Origin of the sequence: Rhodococcus qingshengii JCM 15477 (genome assembly GCF_023221595.1) — a bacterium.
Lineage (GTDB): Bacteria > Actinomycetota > Actinomycetes > Mycobacteriales > Mycobacteriaceae > Rhodococcus_F > Rhodococcus_F qingshengii.
This window is the reverse complement of the sequence record NZ_CP096563.1, coordinates 2,163,077-2,185,671: the sequence shown is the minus strand read 5'-3', so window position 1 is coordinate 2,185,671 and position 22,595 is coordinate 2,163,077. Positions and strand designations below refer to the sequence as shown.

Sequence of the window (22,595 nt, the reverse complement as noted above, 5' to 3'; positions counted from 1 at the left end):
CCGACAAGACATCCGTGGCCGAGCCTCTCGAAGAGTCTCGGCCACAGATGTTTTCGAGAGGTCTACGCGACCGTGGGGTGGTACGTCAGTACCTGAACTCCGGATTCGTACCGACGATCGTCCTTCAACTCGAGGACGATCTTGTCGGCCGATTCGGGGAACACTCTCCCGCCGGACCCGAGAATGACCGGGAAGACCATCAGACGAAGCTCGTCGACCAGACCGGCCAGCAACAACGCGTGGACGAGCGTCCGACTTCCCGCGACCAAGATCTCGCCGTCGATCTGCTCCTTGAGCTTCGGGACAGATTCCTCGATGGGACCGTCGAGCGCCGTCGAGTTGTTCCATTCGAGCGGTTCGGTCGAACTCGTGACGACGTACTTGGGCATCTCGTTCATCTTGTCCGCAAAGCCTTGGTCGTCCTCGCGCTCGGGCCAGGCACCGGCGAAGCTCTCGTAGGTCCGCCGCCCGAGCAGAAGGACGTCCGCGGCGAGGGTTTCGTCGAGTTTGAACTTCATCTGATCGCCCTCCTGGTACGGAAAGACCCATCCAGTGTGCGCATAACCCGGTTCGCCACCGGGAGCTTCCATCACCATGTCCAAGGACACGAATTCTGTCACCACGATCTTGCCCATACCGATCCCCTGTCGTCAGTGCGTGTGCGCCATTCGAGTAGCCGACTACCCCACTGTTACAGACTCTGCGTGGTGGTGGAACTCATCGGCGGCGATCGTCCACTATGACCGATGTACAAACCGAATCGCCTGTTTTCGATCCCTCTGCTTGCGTGGCGATTCGGACGTTCCCTCAGGTTCGCATACCCTCGTATATCGATGATGTGGCGTCGAAAGTGTGCAGTGGCAGTAGCCGGAACAGTGCTCTCAGGGAGCATTGCGTTTACCGGTGTCGTAGGGACCTCGGGAGTGGCCGGCGCCCAACCGGCCCCGCCGCCGCCCACCACCACCGAAGCGCCGTTCACAACACCCAACACCGACAGCTGCCCTTTCACGAGTAGCCCGGCACCGGCGATCGATCTCTCCGAAGCACCCGCGCCCGGATCTACGGCCCCGACTGCTGTCCCGATTCCGGAAAGCCCTGTCGGTGGAGACAAGCTCGGCGAGTGCGGTGTTGTACTCCCTGACGGCGCTCCCCCGCTCCCGGCGGATATCGCGGCATCCGGATGGGTACTCGCGGACGCCGAAACCGGTGAGGTCCTCGCCGCGAAAGATCCGCACGGTCGCTACCGACCGGCCAGCACCATCAAGATGCTCTTGGCTCTTGTCGCGCTCGACGAACTCGATCTCGACACCGAAATCACCGCAACGGCCGAAGACGCGGACGCTGAAGGTAGCGCTGTCGGCATCGGCAAGGGCGGCAAGTACACCAACCGGCAACTGATGCAGGGCCTGGTCATGGCATCGGGAAATGATGCCGCGCACGCTCTTGCCCGCCAACTCGGCGGTGACGCTGCAGCCGTGTCGAAAATGAACGCGCTCGCGGCCGAACTCGGCGCCCTCGACACCCGCACGGCAACTCCATCCGGACTCGACGGCCCGGGGATGAGCAGCTCGCCGTACGACCTGGCCGTGATTTTCCATACCGCCCTGCAGAATCCGACGTTTGCCGGTCTGATCCATACCGAGACCGTCGAATTTCCCGGCTTCCCCAAAGATCCGACGATTCCCGACGATCAGGACCGCCCCGGATTCACTCTCGCCAACGACAATCAACTGCTCTACAACTACGACGGCGCATTGGGCGGCAAGACCGGCTTCACCGACGACGCCCGCCACACGTATGTGGGTGGCGCGGAGCGTAACGGCCGGAAACTACTGGTGACATTGATGGGCGGCGAAGCCAAGCCGATCCGTCCGTGGGAACAAGCTGCCCGTCTACTCGACTACGGATATGCACTCCCCGCGAGCACAACCGTCGGCTCGTTGACGGACCGATCCACCGACGATGCCTCGCCCGATGTCACTCGCACACCGTCTGCCGCTGCACCAGGCTCGATCTCGGCTGCACCCACCGCTACCGACGCCGAATCCGACACCACTGACCGCATACTCATCGGTGCTGTCGGTGGAGTAGTGGTGATCGCGCTGGTGGCGGGAGCCGTTGCCCTCAACCGTCGGAGGCGCTAGCGCGGCCGACGACGCATGAAGCCCGAAAGACCCAGGCCGGCAACCGCACCCGTGGCGATCAGCGCAGCCACGCGAGACGGTGAAGCACCGTCACTGACAACGATTCGCGGCGAGATCACTGCGGGATCCGGCGGCGGAACGAACGCCAGGGCCATACTTTCCTTGGTCGTCGCCGCCCACGCCGTGCAGAACAGCAGCATCCTTGACGCCGTGAACACGAACACGAGCAAACCGATGATCGGACCGAATGCCACGCCCGCTGGTCCGTTGGTGACGGCAGCGAGGTAGATCGCACCCACCTGCTTGAAGATCTCGAACACAATCGCGGCGATAACCGCTGCCTGCGCAGCGCTACGCAGCGTGACAGGCTCGCGCGGCAGCCGGGCGATCACCCACAGGAACACCGCCCACGTCGCCAGGAGTGAGAGCAACAGTGAAGCAACTCTGAGCCCCACGCCGACACCGGTGATGTTCTCGAGGTTGAGCCATTTCACGATCTGAGTCGCAACCGGCCCACTGCTCAGCGCCGACATTCCCAGTGAGACGACCATGGCGAGAGCCAGACCGACGAGGGCCCCTGCGTCACCAAGTTTGGTACGTACGAAACCCTTCGGCTCGCGCTTGCTCTCCCACATCGCCGTCAGCGCGTCTCGAACGTTTGCCATCCAACCGAGACCCGCGTACGCAGCACCCAGGAGGCCGAAGATTCCGACGCTCGCGCGCGAGTCGATGGCCGAATCGATCAGCGTGTTGATGGTGTCACCCAAGCTGCCCGGAATGCTCTTGGTGATCTGCTCCTGAATCGACTCCAGGTACTCGGGATGCCCGGCCAATACGAAACCGGCCACTGCAAACGCGACCATCATGATCGGAATCAACGCGAGAACGCTGAAGTACGTGATACCAGCAGCGTAATAGTCGCCTTTTTGCTCTTGAAACCGTCCGGCCGCGCGAACCAGATGATCGAGCCAGGGTCGCGCTGCCCGTTGCTTCTCGAGGAAGCTCGGTGCGTCGTCGTCCGTGTCAGCCATTGCCGTCCCCCTCATGTTCGGTCAGGCGTCGTGAGTCCGAATTCGCGTAAGTCAGCCCTTCGGTGCCAGGAATCCGACCTTGTCATAGACAGCGGCGAGAGTGCGTGAAGACACCTCACGGGCGCGGTGCGCTCCAGCCGCGATGATGCGATCCAGCTCTGCCTCGTCGGCAAGGTAACCGTCGACCTTCGCCTTGAGTGGGGTGACGAACTCGGTCAGCACGTCAGCGGTATCGGTCTTGAGGTCGCCGTACCCCTTGCCCTCGTAACCGGCCACCAGAGTCTCGATCGGTACTCCCGAGAGAGCCGACTGAATGGTGAGCAGATTGCTGACGCCCGGCTTGGCCTGCGGGTCGAAACGAATCTCGCGCTCGTTGTCGGTGACGGCCGACTTGATCTTCTTTGCCGACACCTTCGGATCGTCGAGCAGATTGATCAGTCCGGCCGCACTGGCGGCGGACTTGCTCATCTTGGCGGTCGGATCCTGCAGGTCGTAGATCTTTGCCGTGCCCTTGATGATCTGCGGCTCGGGAACGACGAACGCCTTGCCGTAGCGGGTGTTGAACCGGCCGGCCAGATCGCGTGCGAGTTCGAGGTGCTGACGCTGATCCTCACCCACCGGAACTCGCTGCGGGCGGTACAGAAGGATGTCCGCGGCCATCAGAACCGGATACGTGAACAAACCGACACTGGCGTTGTCGCTGCCTTGCTTGGCGGACTTGTCCTTGAACTGCGTCATACGGCTGGCTTCACCGAAACCGGTGATGCAGTTCAGGACCCACGCCAACTGTGCGTGCTCGGGAACCTGACTCTGCACGAACAGCGTCGCCCGATCCGGATCGATCCCCACCGCAAGGAGCTGAGCGACCGCAACCTTGGTGCGACGACGCAATTCCTTCGGGTCCTGCGTCACCGTGATGGCGTGAAGATCCGGAATGAAGTAGAAAGCGTCGAAATCGTCCTGCAACGGAACCCACTGCTGCAGCGCACCCAGGTAGTTGCCGAGGTGGAAAGAATCCGACGTCGGCTGGATTCCGGAAAGCACGCGAGGCTTTGCGGTGGGCTTCTGTTCTGCAGGGGTCGACATGGTTCCGATCTTTTCACGAGTGGAAATCAGTGCAGTGGCGTGGTGCCCGGGTAGTCGAGTTCGACGAGGTCTTCACCGTGGGCGGTGAGGTCCTCCGCACCGAACTGGTAGACGGTCCGGAAAACGACGGGTTCCCATTCTTCGGCGTAGAAGTCCATCGTTTCGCGGAACCACTCCAACTGATCCTGTTGCTCGGACAGTAGAGAACCCGCACCTCGGACCACAACTACATATCCGGCGCCGAGTCCGAGGACGTCGTCGAGATCGCGCATGACATCGTCGAAAGCGTCTTTGTTTCGCCCGAAGTGGGACGGAAACTGGAAGGCTGCCGCAAACTCGTCGAAGACCTGCGCCGTTGTCCGCATGTTCTCGCCGCGAACCACCCGAACGACGAAATTCTCGCCACGGAGTTCACGTGCAAGATCATCTGCGACGGCCGGGTCGCTCTGCAGGGCCACCGAAGCCACATCCGAAGACGGATCCAGCCACTGCGCCACGCTGACCGTAGACGAGTCGGACATCAGCGAATCCTCACAAACGTGTCGTAGTGATCGAGGGTGTACCACGCCGAACCGTCGTTGCCGGTGACGATTCGCTCGGCGTCGCGTCCTTGGCCGTTCTTCTTCGGGTTCACGTCCCATTCCTGATAGACGACACGTCCGCCACCGGCACCGACAGCGGGTAGGCGGCCTTCGCTGTTGCGGAAGGTGATGCCGCCCTTGGTGCCCGGCGCATTGGCGGAATCCGGCCACCTCCCGGCGTCGATCTCGACCAGCGTGGCGAGCACTCGCGCCGGCGCATCGGTGCTTGTCTGCTGCGTTGGCTTGGCAGCGGAATTCGAGGGCGCGGAACTCGACGGCGCAGCCTTGGTGGTGGCGCCGGGCTTGGCTTGAACACTCGAGGACTGAACGCTCGAGGACTTCGTACCCGACGACGCCGAACTGTCGGAGTCACGTGAAGAAAGGGTGACCGCCAGTACGAGCGCAACCACCGCCACCACGACGGTGATGATGGCGTTGCGCGTCTTTGCGCTCGGCATTTTCAGACCTTCAGACATACGCGTCTCTATCGGTACGAGACGGTGACAGGCGCATGATCCGACCAACGGAGGTCGTAGGACTCAGCGCGTTCCACGAGCGCGACCTTGGCCCGCTCGGCGTATCCGCGAGTGGCAACCTGGTAATCGATACGCCAACCCGAATCGTTGTCGAATGCCTTTCCGCGGTACGACCACCACGAGTACGGGCCGTCGACACCCGGATGGAGGGTGCGGAAGACGTCCACCCACGCGGAATCTTCGGCGAACAGCAGATCCATCCAGGCGCGCTCCTCGGGGAGGAATCCCGAAGACTTCTTGTTGGTCTTCCAGTTCTTGAGGTCGAGTTCGGTGTGCGCGATGTTCCAATCGCCGCTGACCACCACGTGACGATCGGCAGCCTCGGCCGCCGCAGCGGTGGTAGCGAGGTGAACTGCGAAGGACGCCATGAACCGCTCCTTCTCCTCCTGCTTCGGCGTGAGCGCCTCACCGGAGGGCAGGTACAGGCTCGCGACGGTCAGATCCGCGAAGTCGGCTTCGATGTATCGACCGGCGTCGAGAAACTCGTCGTCCCCGTGACCGATCCGCACCGCGTCAGGTTCCGTGCGTGAGAGCACCGCGACTCCGTTGCGTCCCTTCGCGGACGGCTCGGCGGAGACGAGGAACCATCCGTTGCCGAGCGCTGGTTCGAGAGTCTCGCGAAGCTGATCGTCCGACGCACGCGTTTCCTGAAGGCAGATGAAATCCGCCGACGTCTTCTCCAGCCAGTCGAGCATGCCCTTGCGGGCAGCTGCTCGAACGCCGTTGACGTTCACGGACGTGATGGTGTGGGGCGCAAGAATGTGGGAGTCAGCAGTTTGTGGCACGGCAAGCACCGTAGCCGATTCCACCGACGCGGATGGGCGCCCAGGTCAGCGCGCGGCCCTACGCTGCAGAATCACCGCTACCGCCAGCACGACGAGACCCGCGACGGCCAGCAACGACCCCACCGCTGCCGGCGCGGTGTACCCGTAACCGGCTGCGATGACGACGCCGCCGATCCACGCTCCGAAGGCGTTGGCGATGTTGAGTGCGGCGTGATTGAGAGACGCGGCCAAGGTCTGAGCATCCTCGGCGACATCCATCAACCGTGTCTGGAGGCCAGGCACCATCGACGACCCGGCGAGCCCGATGAGGAAGACGAAGATCAGTGCCGTGTACGGATTGCGCACGGCGATCACGAAGACCGCGAGGATCACAACGAGGGATCCCATCGACAGGAACAAGCCCTTCATCAGTGCGCGATCCGCGAGGTATCCACCGACGAAGTTGCCGGCCACCATACCCAGTCCGTACAGCATGAGTGCGAGGGGAATGAACGAAGCGCCAAGCCCGGACACGTCGGTGAGAGTCGTACTGATGTAGGTGTAGACGGCAAACATCCCGCCGAATCCGACCATGCCCACGATCAAGGTCATCCACACCTGAACGCGGCCCAGTGCCCCGAGTTCGGTGATCGGATTCGTCACCGGCATACCGTCCAACCGCGGAATCCAGACGAACAGCGAAGCAACCGTTGCCACTCCGATCACCGCAACCAAGGCGAAGGCGCTGCGCCAGCCGAGTGCCTGGCCGATCCAGGCCGCGACCGGCACACCGATCACGTTGGCCACGGAAAGACCCATCATCACCATAGCGACGGCCTTCGCGCGTTTTCCCGGTTCGGCCAGGTGAGCTGCGACCAGTGCGGCGACTCCGAAATACGCGCCGTGCGGCAATCCGGCGACGAAGCGGGCCATCATCAGCGTCGTGTACGAGGGCGCGAAAACCGAGGCGGCATTGCCGACGGTGAACGCGACCATGAGTGCGATCAACAGGGTGCGGCGCGGTACTCGTGCGGTGAGTGCAGCGATCAGCGGAGCGCCGACGACAACCCCGAGCGCGTACGCCGAGATCACGTGACCCGCGACGGGTTCCGAGACGCCGAGTCCGGATGCCATTTCCGGGAGCAACCCCATGGCGACGAACTCGGTGGTGCCGATACCGAAACCGCCGAGAGCGAGAGCGAGCATCGCCGGACCTCTGGCGGAACGAACCCCGGGTGTCGAGGTGTCAGAACGGGAGAGGGTAGACGAAGTCACTGACCAATTGTGGTCTCACACCTGGTTGAACTTCCAAGTGAGAGCGGGTGAGTTCACTCACGTGAGACCGCGAACACAAATGGGACGCCCGGTTTCCCAGACGTCCCATTTGACAGGTGAAGCGGTGAATCTACTTCGCGGCCATGGCCTTCTGCAGGTTCACGTCGAGCGCGCCGAGGAACTCCTCGGTGGTCAGGTAGCCCTGATCGCCGCCGACCAGCATCGAGAGGTCCTTGGTCATCTGGCCGCTTTCGACGGTCTTGATGACAACGTCTTCGAGCGCCTGCGCGAAGCCGATGACCTCAGGGGTGCTGTCGAGCTTGCCACGATGCTCGAGCCCGCGGGTCCACGCGAAGATGGACGCGATCGGGTTGGTCGAGGTGGGCTTGCCCTGCTGGTGCTGACGGTAGTGACGCGTCACGGTGCCGTGAGCAGCCTCTGCCTCACAGGTCTTTCCGTCCGGTGTCAGCAGAACCGACGTCATGAGGCCGAGCGAACCGAAGCCCTGGGCCACGGTGTCGGACTGGACGTCGCCGTCGTAGTTCTTGCATGCCCAGACGTATCCGCCCTCCCACTTGAGTGCGGAAGCGACCATGTCGTCGATGAGGCGGTGCTCGTAGGTCAGACCTGCAGCATCGAACTCAGCCTTGAACTCGGTCTCGTAGACGTGCTGGAAGATGTCCTTGAAGGCACCGTCGTACGCCTTGAGAATGGTGTTCTTGGTGGACAGGTACACCGGGTAGTTCTGCTGCAGTCCGTAGGTGAGCGACGCGCGAGCGAAGTCACGGATGGACGTGGTGAAGTTGTACTGCCCCTGGACGACGCCGCCCTCTTCGGGGAAGTTGACCAGTTCGTGCTCGATCGGTGCGCTGCCGTCCTCAGGCGTGTAGGTGATCATCACCTTGCCGGGGCCGGGGACCTTGAAGTCTGTGGCGCGGTACTGGTCGCCGAATGCGTGACGGCCGATGATGATCGGCTTGGTCCAGCCCGGAACGAGTCGCGGAACGTTGGAGATGATGATCGGTGCGCGGAAGATCGTGCCGCCGAGAATGTTGCGGATCGTTCCGTTCGGGGAACGCCACATCTTCTTGAGACCGAATTCCTCGACACGTGCCTCGTCCGGCGTGATCGTGGCGCATTTGACGCCGACGCCGTGCTTCTGGATCGCGTGCGCTGCGTCGATGGTGACCTGATCGTCGGTCTCGTCGCGGTACTCGATACCGAGGTCGTAGTACTCGAGGTTCACATCGAGATACGGATGGATCAACTTGTCTTTGATGAACTGCCAGATAATGCGCGTCATCTCATCGCCGTCGAGTTCGACGACGGTGCCCTCAACCTTGATTTTGGACATGGGTGCTTCGCGTCCTCCTAGGAAGTTTCCCTGGTTACACGGTTGCGGTCACACTTTGTGAGTGGGTCCGCGAACGGTTCGATTATCAAACCTAGACGGTGTGGACTGATCTCGGGAGATGAGTCCCAAACAAGACAAGCGTACTGCTAACCCGTGAGGCCGCAACCGGCAGGTCCACTCATCGGTCTCTACTCGCGAGTAACTTTTGCCTGCTAGTGGGCTGCGTCGCTCTGCCTCGCGTGCGGTTGCGGCTCACATTTCGCCCCGTGTCAGGACTGCGCTCACTTCCCGGTAGAATCCGACTTGGTCATGAGTGCCAGCGTCAAGCCCCGGCTCGCTGGACGGCAACCCTCCAACCGCGGTGGGGTGCCCCGGGTGATGACCAGGTTTCCCGACGTGGATCTGCTCGCGCAGTTCCACCGCAATTCGGGTGACAAGCGCGGGTCCGACAGGGACGGACCCCAGACCGGGCCGAGCCCCACGGAGGTATTTCAGTATGTGTCGCACTTGTAGATAGACCCCAGCACGGGGCGGCGATCATTCGCCCCCGTCCGACATCTATCCGTCAGACCACTGGAGTGAACAAATCATGACCGACAACACAGCCGACGCCGCAGCAACTTCGGATCCGACCGCGAACTGGTCGTTCGAGACCAAGCAGGTGCACGCCGGACAAACAGCGGACACCGCCACCAATGCGCGCGCTCTGCCGATCTACCAGACCACCAGCTACGTCTTCGACAGCACCGATCACGCTGCGGCACTGTTCGGCCTCGCCGAGCCGGGCAACATCTACACGCGGATCATGAATCCCACACAGGACGCCGTCGAGCAGCGCATCGCTGCCCTCGAAGGCGGAGTCGCCGCACTCCTCCTCTCCTCGGGTCAGGCCGCCGAGACCATCGCGATCCTCAACATCGCCGAGGCCGGCGACCACATCGTCTCCAGCCCGTACCTGTACGGCGGCACGTACAACCTCCTGCACTACACCCTTCGCAAGCTGGGTATCGAAGTCACGTTCGTCGAGGATCCCGACAATCTCGAGCAGTGGCGCGAAGCCATTCGCCCGAATACGAAGGCGTTCTACGGCGAAACGATCGCCAATCCGAAGAACCACATCCTCGACCTACCCGGTATCTCGTCACTGGCCCACGAGAACGGTCTTCCGTTGATCGTGGACAACACAGTCGCGACGCCGTACCTGCTTCGCCCACTCGAACACGGCGCCGACATCGTCGTTCACTCCGCCACCAAATACCTTGGTGGACACGGCACCGCGATCGCCGGCGTCATCGTCGACGGTGGCACTTTCGACTGGACGCAGGGTCGCCACACGAACTTCACGACGCCTGATCCCAGCTACCACGGCGTCACCTTCGCGGACCTCGGCGCGCCGGCGTTCGCACTCAAGGCCCGCGTCCAACTGCTGCGCGATCTCGGCTCCGCCGTGGCGCCGTTCAACGCGTTCCTCATCGCGCAGGGTATCGAAACCTTGAGCCTGCGCATCGAGCGCCACGTATCCAATGCACAGAAGGTCGCCGAATTCCTCGACGGTCACGTCGAGGTGGCCTCCGTTTCCTACGCGGGACTTCCCTCCTCGCCATGGTTCGAACGTGGAAAGCAGCTGACGCCCAAGGGAACCGGCGCCATCGTCACCTTCGAGCTGCCCGGCGGTATCGATGCGGGCAAGACGTTCGTCAACGCCCTGACGCTGCACAGCCACGTCGCCAACATCGGTGACGTTCGCTCACTCGTCATCCACCCCGCGTCGACGACACACTCGCAGCTCACCCCCGAAGAGCAGCTCGCCTCCGGTGTCACACCCGGGCTCGTCCGCCTCGCGGTCGGCATCGAAGGAATCGACGACATCCTCGCCGATCTCACCGTCGGCCTGGCAGCGGTGGCAAACTCGTGACCGTGAACGAATTGGAGCCCAGGATCGACCTCCTGCCCCCACCCGACGGCCAGGTGGGGTTCGTCGACATCGGTGCCTTGGAACTCGAGAGCGGCGCGGTGCTCCCATCGGTTTCGCTCGCCGTTCAGCGGTGGGGTGAGCTTTCCCCGAACCGCGACAACGTCGTACTCGTCGAGCACGCACTGACCGGAGACTCACACGTCACCGGACCGATCTCCGCGAATCAGCCCTCCCCCGGCTGGTGGAACGGGATGGTCGGCCCCGGCGAACCGATCGACACCGGCGAATGGTGCGTCATCGCAACCAATGTCCTCGGTGGTTGTCGCGGCACGACCGGTCCCAGTTCGCCGGCCGACGACGGCAAGCCGTGGGGCAGCAGGTTCCCGGAGATCTCCATCCGGGATCAGATCGCGGCGGAGAAGAAGCTCGTCGATCTCCTCGGGATCGACCAGTTGGCCTCGGTAGTCGGCGGATCCATGGGGGGCATGCGCACCCTCGAATGGGCAGTTACCTACCCGGACGGCATTCGCTCCGCGTTGGTTCTCGCAACCGGTTCACGGGCCACTGCAGATCAGATCGGCACCCAGACGACGCAGATCGCTGCCATCGTCTCCGATCCGGATTGGCAGGGCGGTGACTACCACGGAACGGGGCGGGCACCTCGCACCGGACTCGGCATCGCCCGTCGCATCGCGCACCTGACGTACCGCACCGAGTCCGAACTGGACGCACGCTTCGAGAACTCCGCTCAGAACGACGAAAATCCTTGGAACGGTGGACGATACGCCGTACAGAGTTACCTGGAACATCAGGCAGACAAGCTGGTCGACCGCTTCGACCCGAGCACGTACGTCCTCCTGACCGAGGCCATGAACCGGCACGACATCGGTCGTGGACGCGGCGGTGTTGCGGCGGCGTTGGCATCGATCACGGCACCGGTCGTGGTGGGCGGCGTCGACTCGGATCGGCTGTATCCCCTTCGCTTGCAGGAGGAGATCGCCGACGGAATTTCCACGTGCAGCGGCCTCGAGATTCTCAAGTCCAAGGACGGCCACGACGGCTTCCTGACGGAGGCGGACGCCGTCGCCGGACTGCTTCGCCGAACGATGGAGTTCGCACGTACGGCTCGCTGATTCGGCACAGAGCCACGTTTTCAGGATTCGTCAATGTCGGGAAAACCACAGCTGATCTGCGGGTTTTCCCGACATTCTCATTGGCGAACGTGAGCCGGCGCGGCTAGCATCGGCGAACGTGAATCAGCCATGCTCGACGCGCCTGCAGGCTACGTACATTCCCGAGCACATGTCCTTCGCGTTCTGGGGTGACGCAGACCCGGCAGCGCGGCTGTCGGCACTGGGGATGCCGACCGGGTCGCCGGGCGTGTGCAGGCTTGCGATCCCGGTCGACGAGTCGATCACAGCAACCGACGTCGAAGCGCAACTGCTCGACCTCACCACCGCGATCGACGCCTTCCACAACCTCGATGCTGGTCGCGGCGACCTCGGATCGTCGCTGCTCGCATGGAAGCGCGTCATCGACACCGGCGCACATGACATTCCGACCGCAGCGCATGCCGCGATCGAGCGCGACGACACGAAGATCCGAAGCGCCGCGTCCACGGTGCGGTTGTTCACGGAAGCGCGCGCGGCCATCGAGAGTCTTCGCCGAGCAAAGATTCAGGCGACTCTGCGCCCGTATCAAATGCAGGGAGTTGCCTGGCTGACGGCTCTGTCGGGTTCGGGTGGTGGGATCTTGGCCGACGAGATGGGTTTGGGTAAGACACTGCAAGCGATTTCGATGATCGCGATCCGCGCCGACGACGGTCCGCATCTGGTTGTGTGTCCCACCTCGGTGATAGGAAACTGGCGCCGCGAGATCGAGCGATTCGCTCCGCATCTGCCACTGCACGTTCATCACGGGGCCGCCCGTGCACTTCCCACTCGTATCCCCGCCGGCACTACGGTTCTGACCAGCTACAGCGTCTTGCGTTCCGACGCAGCCCAATTGGCCCCGGTTCATTGGAGTTCAGTGGTCTTCGACGAGGCGCAACAGATCAAGAACCCCGCTTCCCTCGCCGCGAAAGCAGCAATGCAGTTGTCGGCGGACGTCAAGGTAGCGATGACCGGCACGCCGGTGGAGAACCGCCTCGAAGAATTGTGGTCACTCTTTCGCGTCGCCAACCCCGACGTCCTCGGAACTCGCGCACGGTTTCGTCAACGCTTTGCCGTCCCGATCGAATCCGGTCGATCGGCCACCGCGGCGACCAGACTTGCCGCGGTGATCGATCCTTTCATTCTGCGCAGAACCAAAGACATAGTGGCCAAGGATCTTCCGCCCAAACAGTTCTCCACGGTCTCGTGCACTCTGACGTCGGAACAGGCGCGCATCTACCGGTCGGCAGTTGCCGATGCGTTCGACTCCGGATTGGGCGCGGGAATTGCCCGGCGTGGCAACATCCTTGCGCTTCTGACCACTCTCAAGCAGGTATGCAATCACCCGGCGCAGGTCACCGGCGATACGGACGACCTCTACGGAAGATCCGGAAAGCTCGACCGCGCAACGGAAATGATCGCCGAGATCGTCGACGACGGCGATCGCGCGCTGATATTCACGCAGTACCGGACGATGGGCGAGATGCTCTCGCGACACCTGGGAGCCGAACTGGGAATCGGCGCCGTGCCTTTCCTCCACGGCGGCCTGAACACCGACAAACGAGACGCGATGGTCGACGCGTTCCAGAACGAGACGGATTCACCACCGGTTCTGATTCTGAGCTTGCGCGCCGCCGGCTTCGGCCTCAACCTCACGCGCGCAAGTCATGTCGTGCACTACGACCGGTGGTGGAACCCAGCCGTCGAGGATCAAGCAACCGACCGGGCACACCGCATCGGCCAGAAACGCACCGTCAACGTCCACACCTTGGTGACGGGCGGTACCGTGGAGGATCACATAGCAGCGATGCACGAGTCCAAACGAGTTGTGGCCGATGCTGTCTCCGGGAACGTCGAGGCCGCGCTGGCCGATCTCCCCGACACCGAACTGCGTGAACTTCTCGAACTCGACGGCGCGGTGATCATCTGATGGCCAACGAATTCGGCGTCACCGCTTGGGGTCGAGCGTGGCTGCGCACGGTGGAGCGGACCGCGGCGTCCGGTCCGAACCCGTCCCTGCCGACGGCTCGCACCCTGGCACGCAACGGTTCCGTGGAGTTCACCGTCGTCTCGTCGGGGACCGTCGTCGCCGAGGTGAGCACCAAGGCAAAAACTTCGTCAGTGACGATTGGTGTCCCGCTCTGGACCAAATCCGAGATCGCTGCAGTGAAGAGCCTTCTCCGTTCGGCTGGAAAGGCGAACAGATCCGTCTCCACCGGCGAACTGCCGGACAGCATCGTCACCGAACTGCAGGCTCGAAATATCGCAGTAGCCGTTGATCTTTCGGAGTGCACTGCCAGCTGCGACTGCTCAGGTAGACGCTCGCCGTGCGTTCACCATCTCGCCGCGATCTACGCCCTCGCCGGGCGAATCGACGAGGAACCTGCACTTGCGGTGACGTTACGGAGTGCACCGGTCAAGGCTGGAAAGAAGTCGACATCCGCACATTCACCGGAGTGGATCCCTTTGAGTGATATCGATATTCGCTCGTTCTACGGGGGCTGATCTTCTCAGTCGGTACCGAGCGGATCGATGGTCAGGGCGAGCGTCGCGATCAGCACACCCATAACGCCCATCGCCGCGGTGTCGAAGACCCTTCCACGCACCGCGAGCAACCCCACACGGTTCTCGGGAACGAACCACCGAGCGGCAGCTCCGATGATGACGGCAACACCGAAGACGAGGGCGCCGCGGCGCCACCGGTCGGCCAGCACGAGAACCACGGCCGCCGCAATCACGGCGAGGACCGCGAGCATGGGCAGATTCTTCTTCGCGAGGCCGACCAGTGAGGACATCGGACTCAGACTCCGGCCAGAACCCGCTCGGCGCGCTCGACCACGTTGGTGATCAGGAACGCGCGGGTCAGCGGTCCGACACCACCGGGATTGGGTGAGACGAAGCCGGCGACCTCGTTGACGTCGGCTGCGACGTCGCCGCGCAGGCCGTCGTCGGTGCGACTGACGCCGACGTCGAGGACCGCTGCCCCGGGCTTGACCATGTCTGCGGTGATGAGGCCGGGAACGCCTGCGGCAGCGACGATGATGTCGGCGCGGCGAACCTCGGCCGCGAGATCGCGGGTACCGGTGTGGCAGAGCGTGACCGTCGCGTTCTCGCTACGACGAGTCAGCAGCAATCCGATCGGGCGACCGACTGTGACGCCTCGTCCGACTACCACCACGTGTGCGCCTGCAATAGGGACCTCGTAGCGGCGCAGGAGATGCAGGATTCCACGCGGGGTGCACGGCAGCGGGGCTTCCTTGCCCAACACCAGTCGACCGAGGTTGACCGGGTGCAAGCCGTCGGCGTCCTTGTCGGGGTCGATGCGCTCGAGGGCTGCGTTCTCGTCAAGGTGCTTGGGAAGCGGCAACTGCACGATGTAGCCGGTGCACTCGGGATTGGCATTGAGCTCGTCGATCGTCGCGTTGAGCTGCTCCTGCGTGATGTCGGCAGGCAGGTCGCGTCGCAAAGAATTGATACCGACCTTGGCGCAGTCGTTGTGCTTGCCGCGCACGTAAGCCGCGGATCCGGGGTCGTCGCCCACCAGGATGGTGCCCAAGCCGGGTGTGATGCCCTCTGCCTTCAGAGCGCTCACCCGCACCTTCAGGTCTTCGAAGATTTCGTCGCGGGTAGCTTTGCCGTCGAGGATCGTTGCAGTCACGGCGACCATTGTTCCAGGTTAGGGTCGATGAGTGACAACGGCTCCGGAACTACGCGGCCCGAGGGTGCTCCTCTCCCCCGTCGCGCCCGATCATCACGCCCGTCTGCGAGCAATTCACCTGCACCCGGACGTCGTGCACTGGTGGCAAAATCCCGACGACGACTGGCCTGCAGCGCCGGAGGCTGGCACCACGCGCTACAGCATCTTCCACGGCGACCACCTGATCGGCTTCATCCAGTGGTATGAGGCGGAGGACAACCCCGACTTCCGCCACGCCGGGCTCGACTTGTTCCTCGATCCCGACTTCCACGGCCGAGGGTTCGGTCGCGAATCGATTCGCGTGCTGTGTGCCCACCTGATCGACGACCTCGCATTCCACCGTCTGGTCATCGACCCGGAAGTCGACAACTCCGTCGCCATCGCGTGCTACCGATCGGTGGGGTTCAAAGACGTCGGGGTGATGCGCGAGTATTCGCGAGATCGCCATGGTGTGTGGAAGGACGGGCTGCTGATGGATCTGCTCGCACGGGAATTCATCCGCTGATCGACTGGGACGAGTTCGAAAGGACCGACATCATGTTGCTGGACAAGGAATTCACGGCCTCCCTGCAGAAGAGCGACGCCAAGGGCGGGTGGACTTATGTGATCTGGCCGGAGTCCGCCGAGTTCTTCGGCACCCGCGGCCTGGTCAAGGTACGCGGGACGATCGACGGACATCCGTTCCAGAGTTCGTTCATGGCGTTGGGAGACGGTAACCACAAGCTGCCGGTCAAAGCCGATCTTCGCAAAGCCATCGGCAAGGAGACCGGCGAGCTGGTGACGGTGCGCCTCGAGGAGCGCTTGGAGAGCTAGGCGCTGCTACTTCATGTCGACGACAAGACCGTGCGCCGACGCGTACGCCACCGCCTGCATCAACTCGATCTGCGCGTTTCCGACGGACGCGGACGTCCACAGGCTCGGATCGATCCGTGCACCGCGCAGGTCTGCACCTTCGAGTTTGAGTCCACCCGTACGAGCACCGGACAGATCCGCCGACGCCAGCACCGCGCCCCGCATGTCGGCCCGAACCAGGTTCGCTTCACGGAAGCGGCATGAGGTGAAGTCGATCTTTCTCAGGTCCGCCCCGCCGAGTGAGGTCAACGAGAAGTCGACTTCGTCGAGCGTCAACGGCCGGATGCGGCAACCGTCGAACGTCGACCCGAGCAGACTGCAGTTTCGGAACGTGCTGTGCCACAGGCTGGTCCGGGCAAAATTGCACGAGCGGAACGCAGTTCCCGTGTGCACGGACTCCCCCAGATCGGTGCCGGTGAAATCACAATCCGTGAACACCACCGACTCCGTCGTGAGTCCGGTGAGGTCGGCGTCTCGGAAATTGCAGTTGGTGAAAGTGCGCTGACGCCACTTCTGCCCGGCCAGCCGCGCGTCTGAATAGTCTTCGCCGACGACATCGTCGGATTCTTCGGGGAGCATGCCGTCCATACTGCCCCGCCGCACCGACACCGGTTCGATCGCCTAGGTCTCGCAGGCCACGCCGTCACCGTCACGATCAAGCTTGGACGAATAGCCGGGATCGCCGCGGTAGATCGGGGCAGCACCGGCCGCTCGCACGGCTGCACAGTTGGCGTAATACACCCCCGCGTCGGGCACCTTGGCCGGCGGCGGAACGTACGCCGGTTCCGTTGTCTTCGGCGGTGTGTACGCCGGAGCGGGCGGAACATACGGCGTAGTCGTGGTCTCCGGGACCTGCGGAACCAGCGGCACTATTGCCACGGTGGTTGTCGTCGGTGGCGGCACGATCGTTGTCGTCGTCGGCAAGAGGGACGAAGTCGTGGTCTTCGTCGTCGACGGGACCGTGCTTTTGGTTGTCGTCGCCGCCGCTGTCGTAGAAGTGGTCACAGCAGGCGTCGTCGATTCTTCCGACTTGCCCGCGCCCGTCGCCGCGGCGATGGCAACCAGCCCCACGACTGCCGCGCCGGCGATCCACGGCCACTTACGCCGCGTCTTGCCTTCCTCGGCGCTAGTGTCCGGCACCGCCGATCCGGGTGCGCCGAAGACCTGCGTGGGAGTGCCGAAAGCCTGAGTGGGTGCGTCGACGCCCTTGGGCCGTGTCTGCGCGGTCCACTGCTGACCGTCCCAGTAACGGTCGATCGTGGGGTCGAAGGGGTCGGGGTTCCAACCGGCGGGAGGGTTCATCAAAATGTCCGTTCTGCGAAGAGTGCCGGAAATAGATTCGCACGGACTGGCCGGTTTGTTACCAATTCGCCCACACTTCCCGACCGGTCTTCTCACGGACGTGGGCACCGATACGTCGCCCGGTACAGTTCCTCGAGTGTTCCGAGTGATGTTCCACGAGCCCCGCATCCCGCCCAACACCGGAAACGCGATCCGCATGGTCGCGGGCACCGGTTGCGAACTCCACCTGGTCGGCCCTCTCGGGTTCGACTTGTCGGAGCCGAAGCTCAAGCGCGCAGGCTTGGACTACCACGACCTGGCGACTGTCACGGTCCACGAAAACCTGACCGCTGCCTGGGAAGCCGTCACCCCCGCTCGCGTATTCGCCTTCACCGCGCACGCGACCACGTCGTATGCCGATATCGCCTACCAACCCGGCGACGTCCTGCTGTTCGGACCCGAACCCACCGGACTGTCCGAAGAAGTATTGGCGGATGAACACGTCACCGAGCGCCTGCGTATCCCGATGCTGCCCGGACGCCGGTCCCTCAACCTGTCCAACGCTGCCGCCCTCGTGACGTACGAGGCCTGGCGTCAGCACGGGTTCAAGGGCGCTGTCTGATCGACGTCAGTAGACGTCCCGGACATAGCGCTTCTCCGCCGAAAGAGCCTTCACGTATGCCTCGGCACTGCGAGGAGCCAGTTTTCCGTGTTGAGCGACCACCCCGTTGAGGGCACTGTCGACGTCCTTGGCCATCCGGTTGGCATCGCCGCAGACGTAGAAGTGCGCTCCCTTCTGCAACCACTCCCACAGCAGCGCACCCCGCTCACGCATCCGGTCCTGCACGTAGACCTTGTCGGCTTGATCCCGGGAAAACGCGAGGTCGAGTTCGGTGAGGAATCCGTCTTTCCGCAATTCTTCGATTTCTTCGCGGTAGTAGAAGTCGGTCGCGGCGTGCTGTTCTCCGAAGAACAGCCAGTTCGGGCCCGTGTGCCCCAATGCCCGCCGCTCATGCAGGAAGGCACGGAACGGTGCAATGCCGGTCCCCGGACCGACCATGATCATCGGGGTCTCGGGATCGGAAGGTGGCCGGAAGTGGGTCGACTTCTGCACGTAGATACCGATGTCGTCATCGTGAGCGTGGTCGGCGAGGTAAGTCGAGCACACTCCACGCCGTGGGACACCCGCAACGTTGTATCGCACCGCGGACACCGTCAACTGCACTTCGCGTGGGTTCTCCTTCGGACTGGAAGATATCGAATACAGCCGCGGCTGAATCGGTTTGAGCAGCGAGAGCCATTCGTCTGTCGAGGCACGAACGGGCGACTGCGCGAGAATGTCGACGGACTGTCGTCCCCACGACCAGTCTTTGAACGTGGAGACATTCTCCGGCTTCAACAACTCGGCCAGGTCCGAATCGCGGGTTCGTTGATGCACGAATCGAATCATGTCGGTCGAGATTCGAGTGATCTCCAAGCGCTCGGTGAGCGCGGTACGCAGCGAAGCGTCATTTCCCCGTACTGCCCCAGTTCGACGGTCTCGTCACCGTCGAGGCCAGTAAGGGTGAGCCACTCGTCGACAAACGGAGAGCTGTTTCGGGGCCAGACTCCGAGAGCGTCGCCGGCTTCGTAACTGACCGTGTCACCTGGAAGGTGAAAGCCCAACTGCCGCACGTCTTTGGAAGAACCCGGACGGTTGAGCACGACATTGCGCGTCAAGGCTGTGGTCAGTGGCGCCTTCTTGTTGTATCGCAGCGGCGGCGACATCGCCGGTGAAATCGGCTCGGCTGCAACGGTTGTCCCAGAATTCTTCTTTGCAACGAGAACGTCGGTCGTCTCGCCGGCCACCGAGCTCCGAAGCTCAGCCGTGACCGCCTCCAGCCATCCAGCAGCGGTGTCCTCGAAATCGGGCTCGCAGTCGGCGCGATCGACGATACGACTGGCTCCCAGTTCGGCAAGGCGGGCGTCGAGCTTTCGTCCGTGTCCACAGAAGTCGGCATAGTTCGAGTCGCCGAAAGCGATTACTGCATAACGTGTCTCGGACATGCGGGGCGCCGTGTCAGCAGACAACGCATCCCAGAAACCGCTGCCGTTGTCCGGAGATTCGCCGTCACCGGAGGTACTGGTGATCAGCAGGACCTCTCTGGTAGCTGCCAAGTCGGCGGCGGGAAACTCGTCCATCGCGTGCATCACCACGGGCAAGCCGATTCCCCCGAGACGAGTGGCGCACTCAGCAGCGAATTCTTCCGCGTTTCCGGTCTGGGATGCCCAGAGCACCACGATCGGCGCGCGCTCGGATCCAATACTCGGACTCGATGACAACGCAGGCCCGTCGGTGTCAGGAAGTGAGATCCGCGAGTACAGGCCGGCCAGAACACCGTCGACCCACATCCGCTTTTCGGCATCGAACGGTGCCGTCGACGGCAAGGTAGGTACCCCGGCAGTGCGATCGGCGTCCGCACGCAACGCAGCGAGAAGGCCGGCCAGGTAGCTCTGCTGGAGCGCATCGAATACCACTGCAGGTGTTCCTGTTTGACCGAGGACATCTGCGAGGACATCGGTTCGCGACAAAGCCCGATCAGCTGGCGCGGGAGCCACCAGCGCCGCCTCGGCGAGCACTGTTTCAGGTGTGTTCACGGCGACCTTCGTCATAGTGACAGCGCAGGCTTTGAACTCCGGTTGCTGCGAGGCAGGGTCGATGGCGTCGTTGGTGACGGCGTTGATGGACAGATATTCACCGAAGGCGTCGTTCCAGTGAAATGGGGCAAAGCAGTTCCCCGGACGCACTCGGTCGGTGACAACAGCCGGAAGCACAGCGCGACCGCGGCGTGAGGCAACCTCGATCGCATCCTGGTCGACGATGCCGAGCCTGGCGGCGTCGTCGGGATGGATCTCGACGAAGGGACCTGGGTTGAGCTTGTTCAACTTGGCCACCTTGCCGGTCTTGGTCATGGTGTGCCACTGGTGCGCGAGACGACCGGTGTTGAGCAGGAAGGGGTAGTCGTCGTCGGGCATTTCGGCGGGAAGCATGTGCGGCCGTGCGAAGAACATCGCACGGCCAGTGGCGGTGGGAAATGCGAGCCTCGGAGTGCTGCCGTCCTCGCGGATCAGGAGCCCTTGACTGACACCGTCATTGACGTATCGGATGGGATGACGGTCCTGATCACTGTCTGGCGGGCATGGCCACTGGATCGATGTCTTGCGGAGGCGCTCGTAGGTGACGCCGCGTAAGTCGTAGCCGGTCTTCGGATTCCAGAACTGCTTGATCTCTTCGAACACCTCTTCGGCACAGGTGTAGGTGAACGCTTCGGCGTACCCCATCTCGCAGGCGATCCGGGCGATGATCTGCCAATCAGGCAGCGCTTGCCCAACCGGATCCAGTGCCTGCTGAAAGAGCGTCAGGTTGCGTTCGGAATTGATCATCACTCCGTCGGACTCTGTCCACAGCGAAGCAGGCAGCAGAACATCGGCGTATTCGTTGGTCTCGGTGCCCAGGAAAGCATCCTGGGTGATGACGAGGTCGGCCTTCTCCAAGCCGTCGATGACGGTCTTGCGGTTGGCTACCGTCGCAACGGGATTGGTGCAGATGATCCAGCACGCTTTGATGTCGCCCGCCGCCATTCGGGAGAACATGTCAATGGTGCCACCGCCGATGTCGGTGCGCAGCGAGCCCTGCGGGATCCCCCATCGGTCCTCGACGAAGTCGCGATCGGCGTCGACCATCACGGCACGCTGGCCGGGCAAACCTGGCCCCATGTAGCCCATTTCACGCCCACCCATGGCGTTCGGCTGACCGGTCAACGAGAACGGACCGCTGCCGGGCTTGCAGATCGCACCGGTCGCAAGGTGAAGGTTGCAGATGGCGTTGGTGTTCCACGTGCCGTGGGTGCTCTGGTTCAAACCCATTGTCCAACAGCTCATCCAGTTTGCAGCCTCACCGATCCACTGCGCTGCAGTGCGGATGTCGGCCTCGGGGATACCGGTGATCTCGCTGACCTTCGCAGGCGTGTACTCCGCGAGGAAACTGGGCATGACCTCCCAGCCTTCGGTGAAGTCGGCGATGAAGTCCGGATCTGTGTGGCCGTTCACGACGAGCAGGTGGAGTAGTCCGTTGAGTAGCGCGAGATCGGTGCCGGGAGCGATCTGCAGGAACAAGTTCGCCTTGTCGGCGGTGGCGGTGCGTCGAGGATCGACGACGATCAGCTTCGCGCCTGCCTTGATCCGCTCCTGCACCCGCAGAAAAAGGATCGGATGGCAGTCCGCCATGTTCGCGCCGGTCACGAAGAACACGTCGGCGTGTTCGAAGTCCTGATAGGAACCGGGCGGTCCGTCGGCCCCGAGTGACTGCTTGTAGCCGGTGCCGGCACTCGCCATGCACAAACGGGAATTCGATTCGATCTGATTGGTCCCGATGAAGCCCTTGGCCAGTTTGTTCGACAGGTACTGAGCTTCGAGTGACATCTGCCCGGACACGTACAACGCAAACGCGTCGGGACCGTGCTCGTCGATTATTGCCCGCAGGCGCTGGGCGGTGTCAGTGATGACTGCGGCCATGTCCGCCGCTTCGATCGCATCACCTCGGCGCGGACGGCGATATGCAGATTCCATGCGCCCCGGGCCGGCGAGCATGTCTGCGGTCGTGGTGCCTTTGGTGCACAGACGCCCGAAGTTGGTGGGATGTGTCTTCAGACCGGAAGACTTCGCAGCCTTCCGACGACCCGTCTCGGGATCGGTGATGATGTCGAGGACAAGACCACAGCCCACCCCGCAGTATGCGCAGAGTGTGTCGACACTGGTGGTGGTGAGTTGAGCGCCCATCGATTCATGCATCCCTTCGACCGAGGATCAAGGTCGACTTCTATCTTCGGATGCAGTTGTTTCGGGAGTTCATGCTCGATGTTGCGTATCAATCACTCTTTCCTCACCGC

At 62.9% G+C, this 22,595-nt stretch carries 20 protein-coding genes, 1 pseudogene and 1 riboswitch; of the genes and pseudogenes, 8 read left to right on the top strand and 13 right to left on the bottom strand.

The window, feature by feature from the left end; all coding sequences use genetic code 11:
* Nucleotides 1-62 precede the first annotated feature (62 nt).
* On the bottom strand, nucleotides 63-635 hold the full coding sequence (locus M0639_RS09985) for a dihydrofolate reductase family protein (RefSeq protein ID WP_054800914.1): 573 nt from the start codon (nucleotides 633-635) through the stop codon (nucleotides 63-65).
* Nucleotides 636-833: 198 nt separating this feature from the next.
* Between M0639_RS09985 and M0639_RS09980 the strand changes: the two genes are divergently transcribed.
* Entirely contained in the window at nucleotides 834-2,144 is a 1,311-nt protein-coding gene (locus M0639_RS09980) for a D-alanyl-D-alanine carboxypeptidase family protein (protein WP_030535079.1), read from the top strand.
* Here the strand turns inward: M0639_RS09980 and yhjD are convergent.
* From yhjD to M0639_RS09945, 7 genes are all read right to left on the bottom strand, one after another.
* The gene (gene yhjD / locus M0639_RS09975) at nucleotides 2,141-3,175 is read right to left on the bottom strand and encodes an inner membrane protein YhjD (protein ID WP_042449663.1); all 1,035 of its coding nucleotides are present in this window, start codon (nucleotides 3,173-3,175) and stop codon (nucleotides 2,141-2,143) included. The genes M0639_RS09980 and yhjD overlap by 4 nt on opposite strands.
* 51 nt (nucleotides 3,176-3,226) lie before the next feature.
* On the bottom strand, nucleotides 3,227-4,261 hold the full coding sequence (gene trpS, locus M0639_RS09970; RefSeq protein WP_003941025.1) for a tryptophan--tRNA ligase: 1,035 nt from the start codon (nucleotides 4,259-4,261) through the stop codon (nucleotides 3,227-3,229).
* Nucleotides 4,262-4,287: 26 nt separating this feature from the next.
* On the bottom strand, nucleotides 4,288-4,782 hold the full coding sequence (locus M0639_RS09965; protein ID WP_064074919.1) for a barstar family protein: 495 nt from the start codon (nucleotides 4,780-4,782) through the stop codon (nucleotides 4,288-4,290).
* A complete protein-coding gene (locus M0639_RS09960) occupies nucleotides 4,782-5,300 on the bottom strand; it encodes a guanyl-specific ribonuclease (RefSeq protein ID WP_054800923.1) in 519 nt (172 codons plus the stop codon). The genes M0639_RS09965 and M0639_RS09960 overlap by 1 nt, the downstream gene beginning before the upstream one ends.
* Nucleotides 5,301-5,326: 26 nt before the next feature.
* Nucleotides 5,327-6,172, bottom strand: a complete 846-nt coding sequence (locus M0639_RS09955) for an exodeoxyribonuclease III (RefSeq protein WP_080726638.1) — start codon at nucleotides 6,170-6,172, stop codon at nucleotides 5,327-5,329.
* A 36-nt stretch (nucleotides 6,173-6,208) separates the two neighbouring features.
* Nucleotides 6,209-7,417, bottom strand: coding sequence for an MFS transporter (locus M0639_RS09950; protein WP_371714359.1), 1,209 nt, complete (start codon nucleotides 7,415-7,417; stop codon nucleotides 6,209-6,211).
* A gap of 130 nt (nucleotides 7,418-7,547) precedes the next feature.
* Nucleotides 7,548-8,771: an NADP-dependent isocitrate dehydrogenase gene (locus tag M0639_RS09945; RefSeq protein WP_003940772.1), complete on the bottom strand. Its 1,224-nt coding sequence runs from the start codon at nucleotides 8,769-8,771 to the stop codon at nucleotides 7,548-7,550.
* Nucleotides 8,772-9,076: 305 nt separating this feature from the next.
* Nucleotides 9,077-9,217, top strand: a riboswitch (SAM riboswitch).
* 143 nt (nucleotides 9,218-9,360) lie between these two features.
* On the opposite strand from M0639_RS09945, the gene M0639_RS09940 reads away from it, so the two are divergent.
* The 4 genes from M0639_RS09940 (at nucleotide 9,361) to M0639_RS09925 (ending at nucleotide 14,342) form a co-directional block, all read left to right on the top strand.
* Nucleotides 9,361-10,686 (top strand): bifunctional o-acetylhomoserine/o-acetylserine sulfhydrylase, encoded by a 1,326-nt coding sequence (locus M0639_RS09940; RefSeq protein WP_007727392.1) that lies wholly within the window; start codon nucleotides 9,361-9,363, stop codon nucleotides 10,684-10,686.
* Nucleotides 10,683-11,819, top strand: coding sequence for a homoserine O-acetyltransferase MetX (gene metX, locus M0639_RS09935; protein ID WP_007727395.1), 1,137 nt, complete (start codon nucleotides 10,683-10,685; stop codon nucleotides 11,817-11,819). Before M0639_RS09940 ends, metX begins: the two co-directional genes overlap by 4 nt.
* Nucleotides 11,820-11,937: 118 nt before the next feature.
* Nucleotides 11,938-13,767 carry a DEAD/DEAH box helicase gene (locus M0639_RS09930; RefSeq protein WP_231915038.1) on the top strand — a complete coding sequence of 610 codons (1,830 nt, stop codon included), beginning with the start codon at nucleotides 11,938-11,940 and terminating at the stop codon, nucleotides 13,765-13,767.
* Nucleotides 13,767-14,342, top strand: coding sequence for an SWIM zinc finger family protein (locus M0639_RS09925; RefSeq protein WP_050654857.1), 576 nt, complete (start codon nucleotides 13,767-13,769; stop codon nucleotides 14,340-14,342). The genes M0639_RS09930 and M0639_RS09925 overlap by 1 nt, the downstream gene beginning before the upstream one ends.
* Before the next feature lie 5 nt (nucleotides 14,343-14,347).
* On the opposite strand, the gene M0639_RS09920 is transcribed toward M0639_RS09925, so the two are convergent.
* Both M0639_RS09920 and M0639_RS09915 read right to left on the bottom strand, forming a co-directional pair.
* A complete protein-coding gene (locus tag M0639_RS09920; RefSeq protein WP_003940740.1) occupies nucleotides 14,348-14,632 on the bottom strand; it encodes a DUF3017 domain-containing protein in 285 nt (94 codons plus the stop codon).
* 5 nt (nucleotides 14,633-14,637) lie between these two features.
* Nucleotides 14,638-15,495 carry a bifunctional methylenetetrahydrofolate dehydrogenase/methenyltetrahydrofolate cyclohydrolase gene (locus M0639_RS09915; protein WP_007727401.1) on the bottom strand — a complete coding sequence of 286 codons (858 nt, stop codon included), beginning with the start codon at nucleotides 15,493-15,495 and terminating at the stop codon, nucleotides 14,638-14,640.
* Between the two features lie 31 nt (nucleotides 15,496-15,526).
* Here M0639_RS09915 and M0639_RS09910 point away from each other — a divergent pair, with 31 nt between their 5' ends.
* A complete protein-coding gene (locus tag M0639_RS09910; RefSeq protein WP_063836256.1) occupies nucleotides 15,527-16,039 on the top strand; it encodes a GNAT family N-acetyltransferase in 513 nt (170 codons plus the stop codon).
* Between the two features lie 32 nt (nucleotides 16,040-16,071).
* Nucleotides 16,072-16,347, top strand: coding sequence for a DUF1905 domain-containing protein (locus M0639_RS09905; RefSeq protein ID WP_064074917.1), 276 nt, complete (start codon nucleotides 16,072-16,074; stop codon nucleotides 16,345-16,347).
* 6 nt (nucleotides 16,348-16,353) lie between these two features.
* Here the strand turns inward: M0639_RS09905 and M0639_RS09900 are convergent, their stop codons facing one another.
* Nucleotides 16,354-16,974 carry a pentapeptide repeat-containing protein gene (locus M0639_RS09900; protein ID WP_003940770.1) on the bottom strand — a complete coding sequence of 207 codons (621 nt, stop codon included), beginning with the start codon at nucleotides 16,972-16,974 and terminating at the stop codon, nucleotides 16,354-16,356.
* A 33-nt stretch (nucleotides 16,975-17,007) separates the two neighbouring features.
* Nucleotides 17,008-17,688, bottom strand: a complete 681-nt coding sequence (locus tag M0639_RS09895; RefSeq protein ID WP_064074916.1) for an excalibur calcium-binding domain-containing protein — start codon at nucleotides 17,686-17,688, stop codon at nucleotides 17,008-17,010.
* Nucleotides 17,689-17,824: 136 nt separating this feature from the next.
* Here M0639_RS09895 and M0639_RS09890 point away from each other — a divergent pair, with 136 nt between their 5' ends.
* On the top strand, nucleotides 17,825-18,289 hold the full coding sequence (locus tag M0639_RS09890; protein WP_007727408.1) for a tRNA (cytidine(34)-2'-O)-methyltransferase: 465 nt from the start codon (nucleotides 17,825-17,827) through the stop codon (nucleotides 18,287-18,289).
* 6 nt (nucleotides 18,290-18,295) lie between these two features.
* Here the strand turns inward: M0639_RS09890 and M0639_RS09885 are convergent.
* Nucleotides 18,296-22,485, bottom strand: a pseudogene (locus tag M0639_RS09885) (bifunctional nitrate reductase/sulfite reductase flavoprotein subunit alpha).
* Between the last annotated feature and the right edge of the window lie 110 nt (nucleotides 22,486-22,595).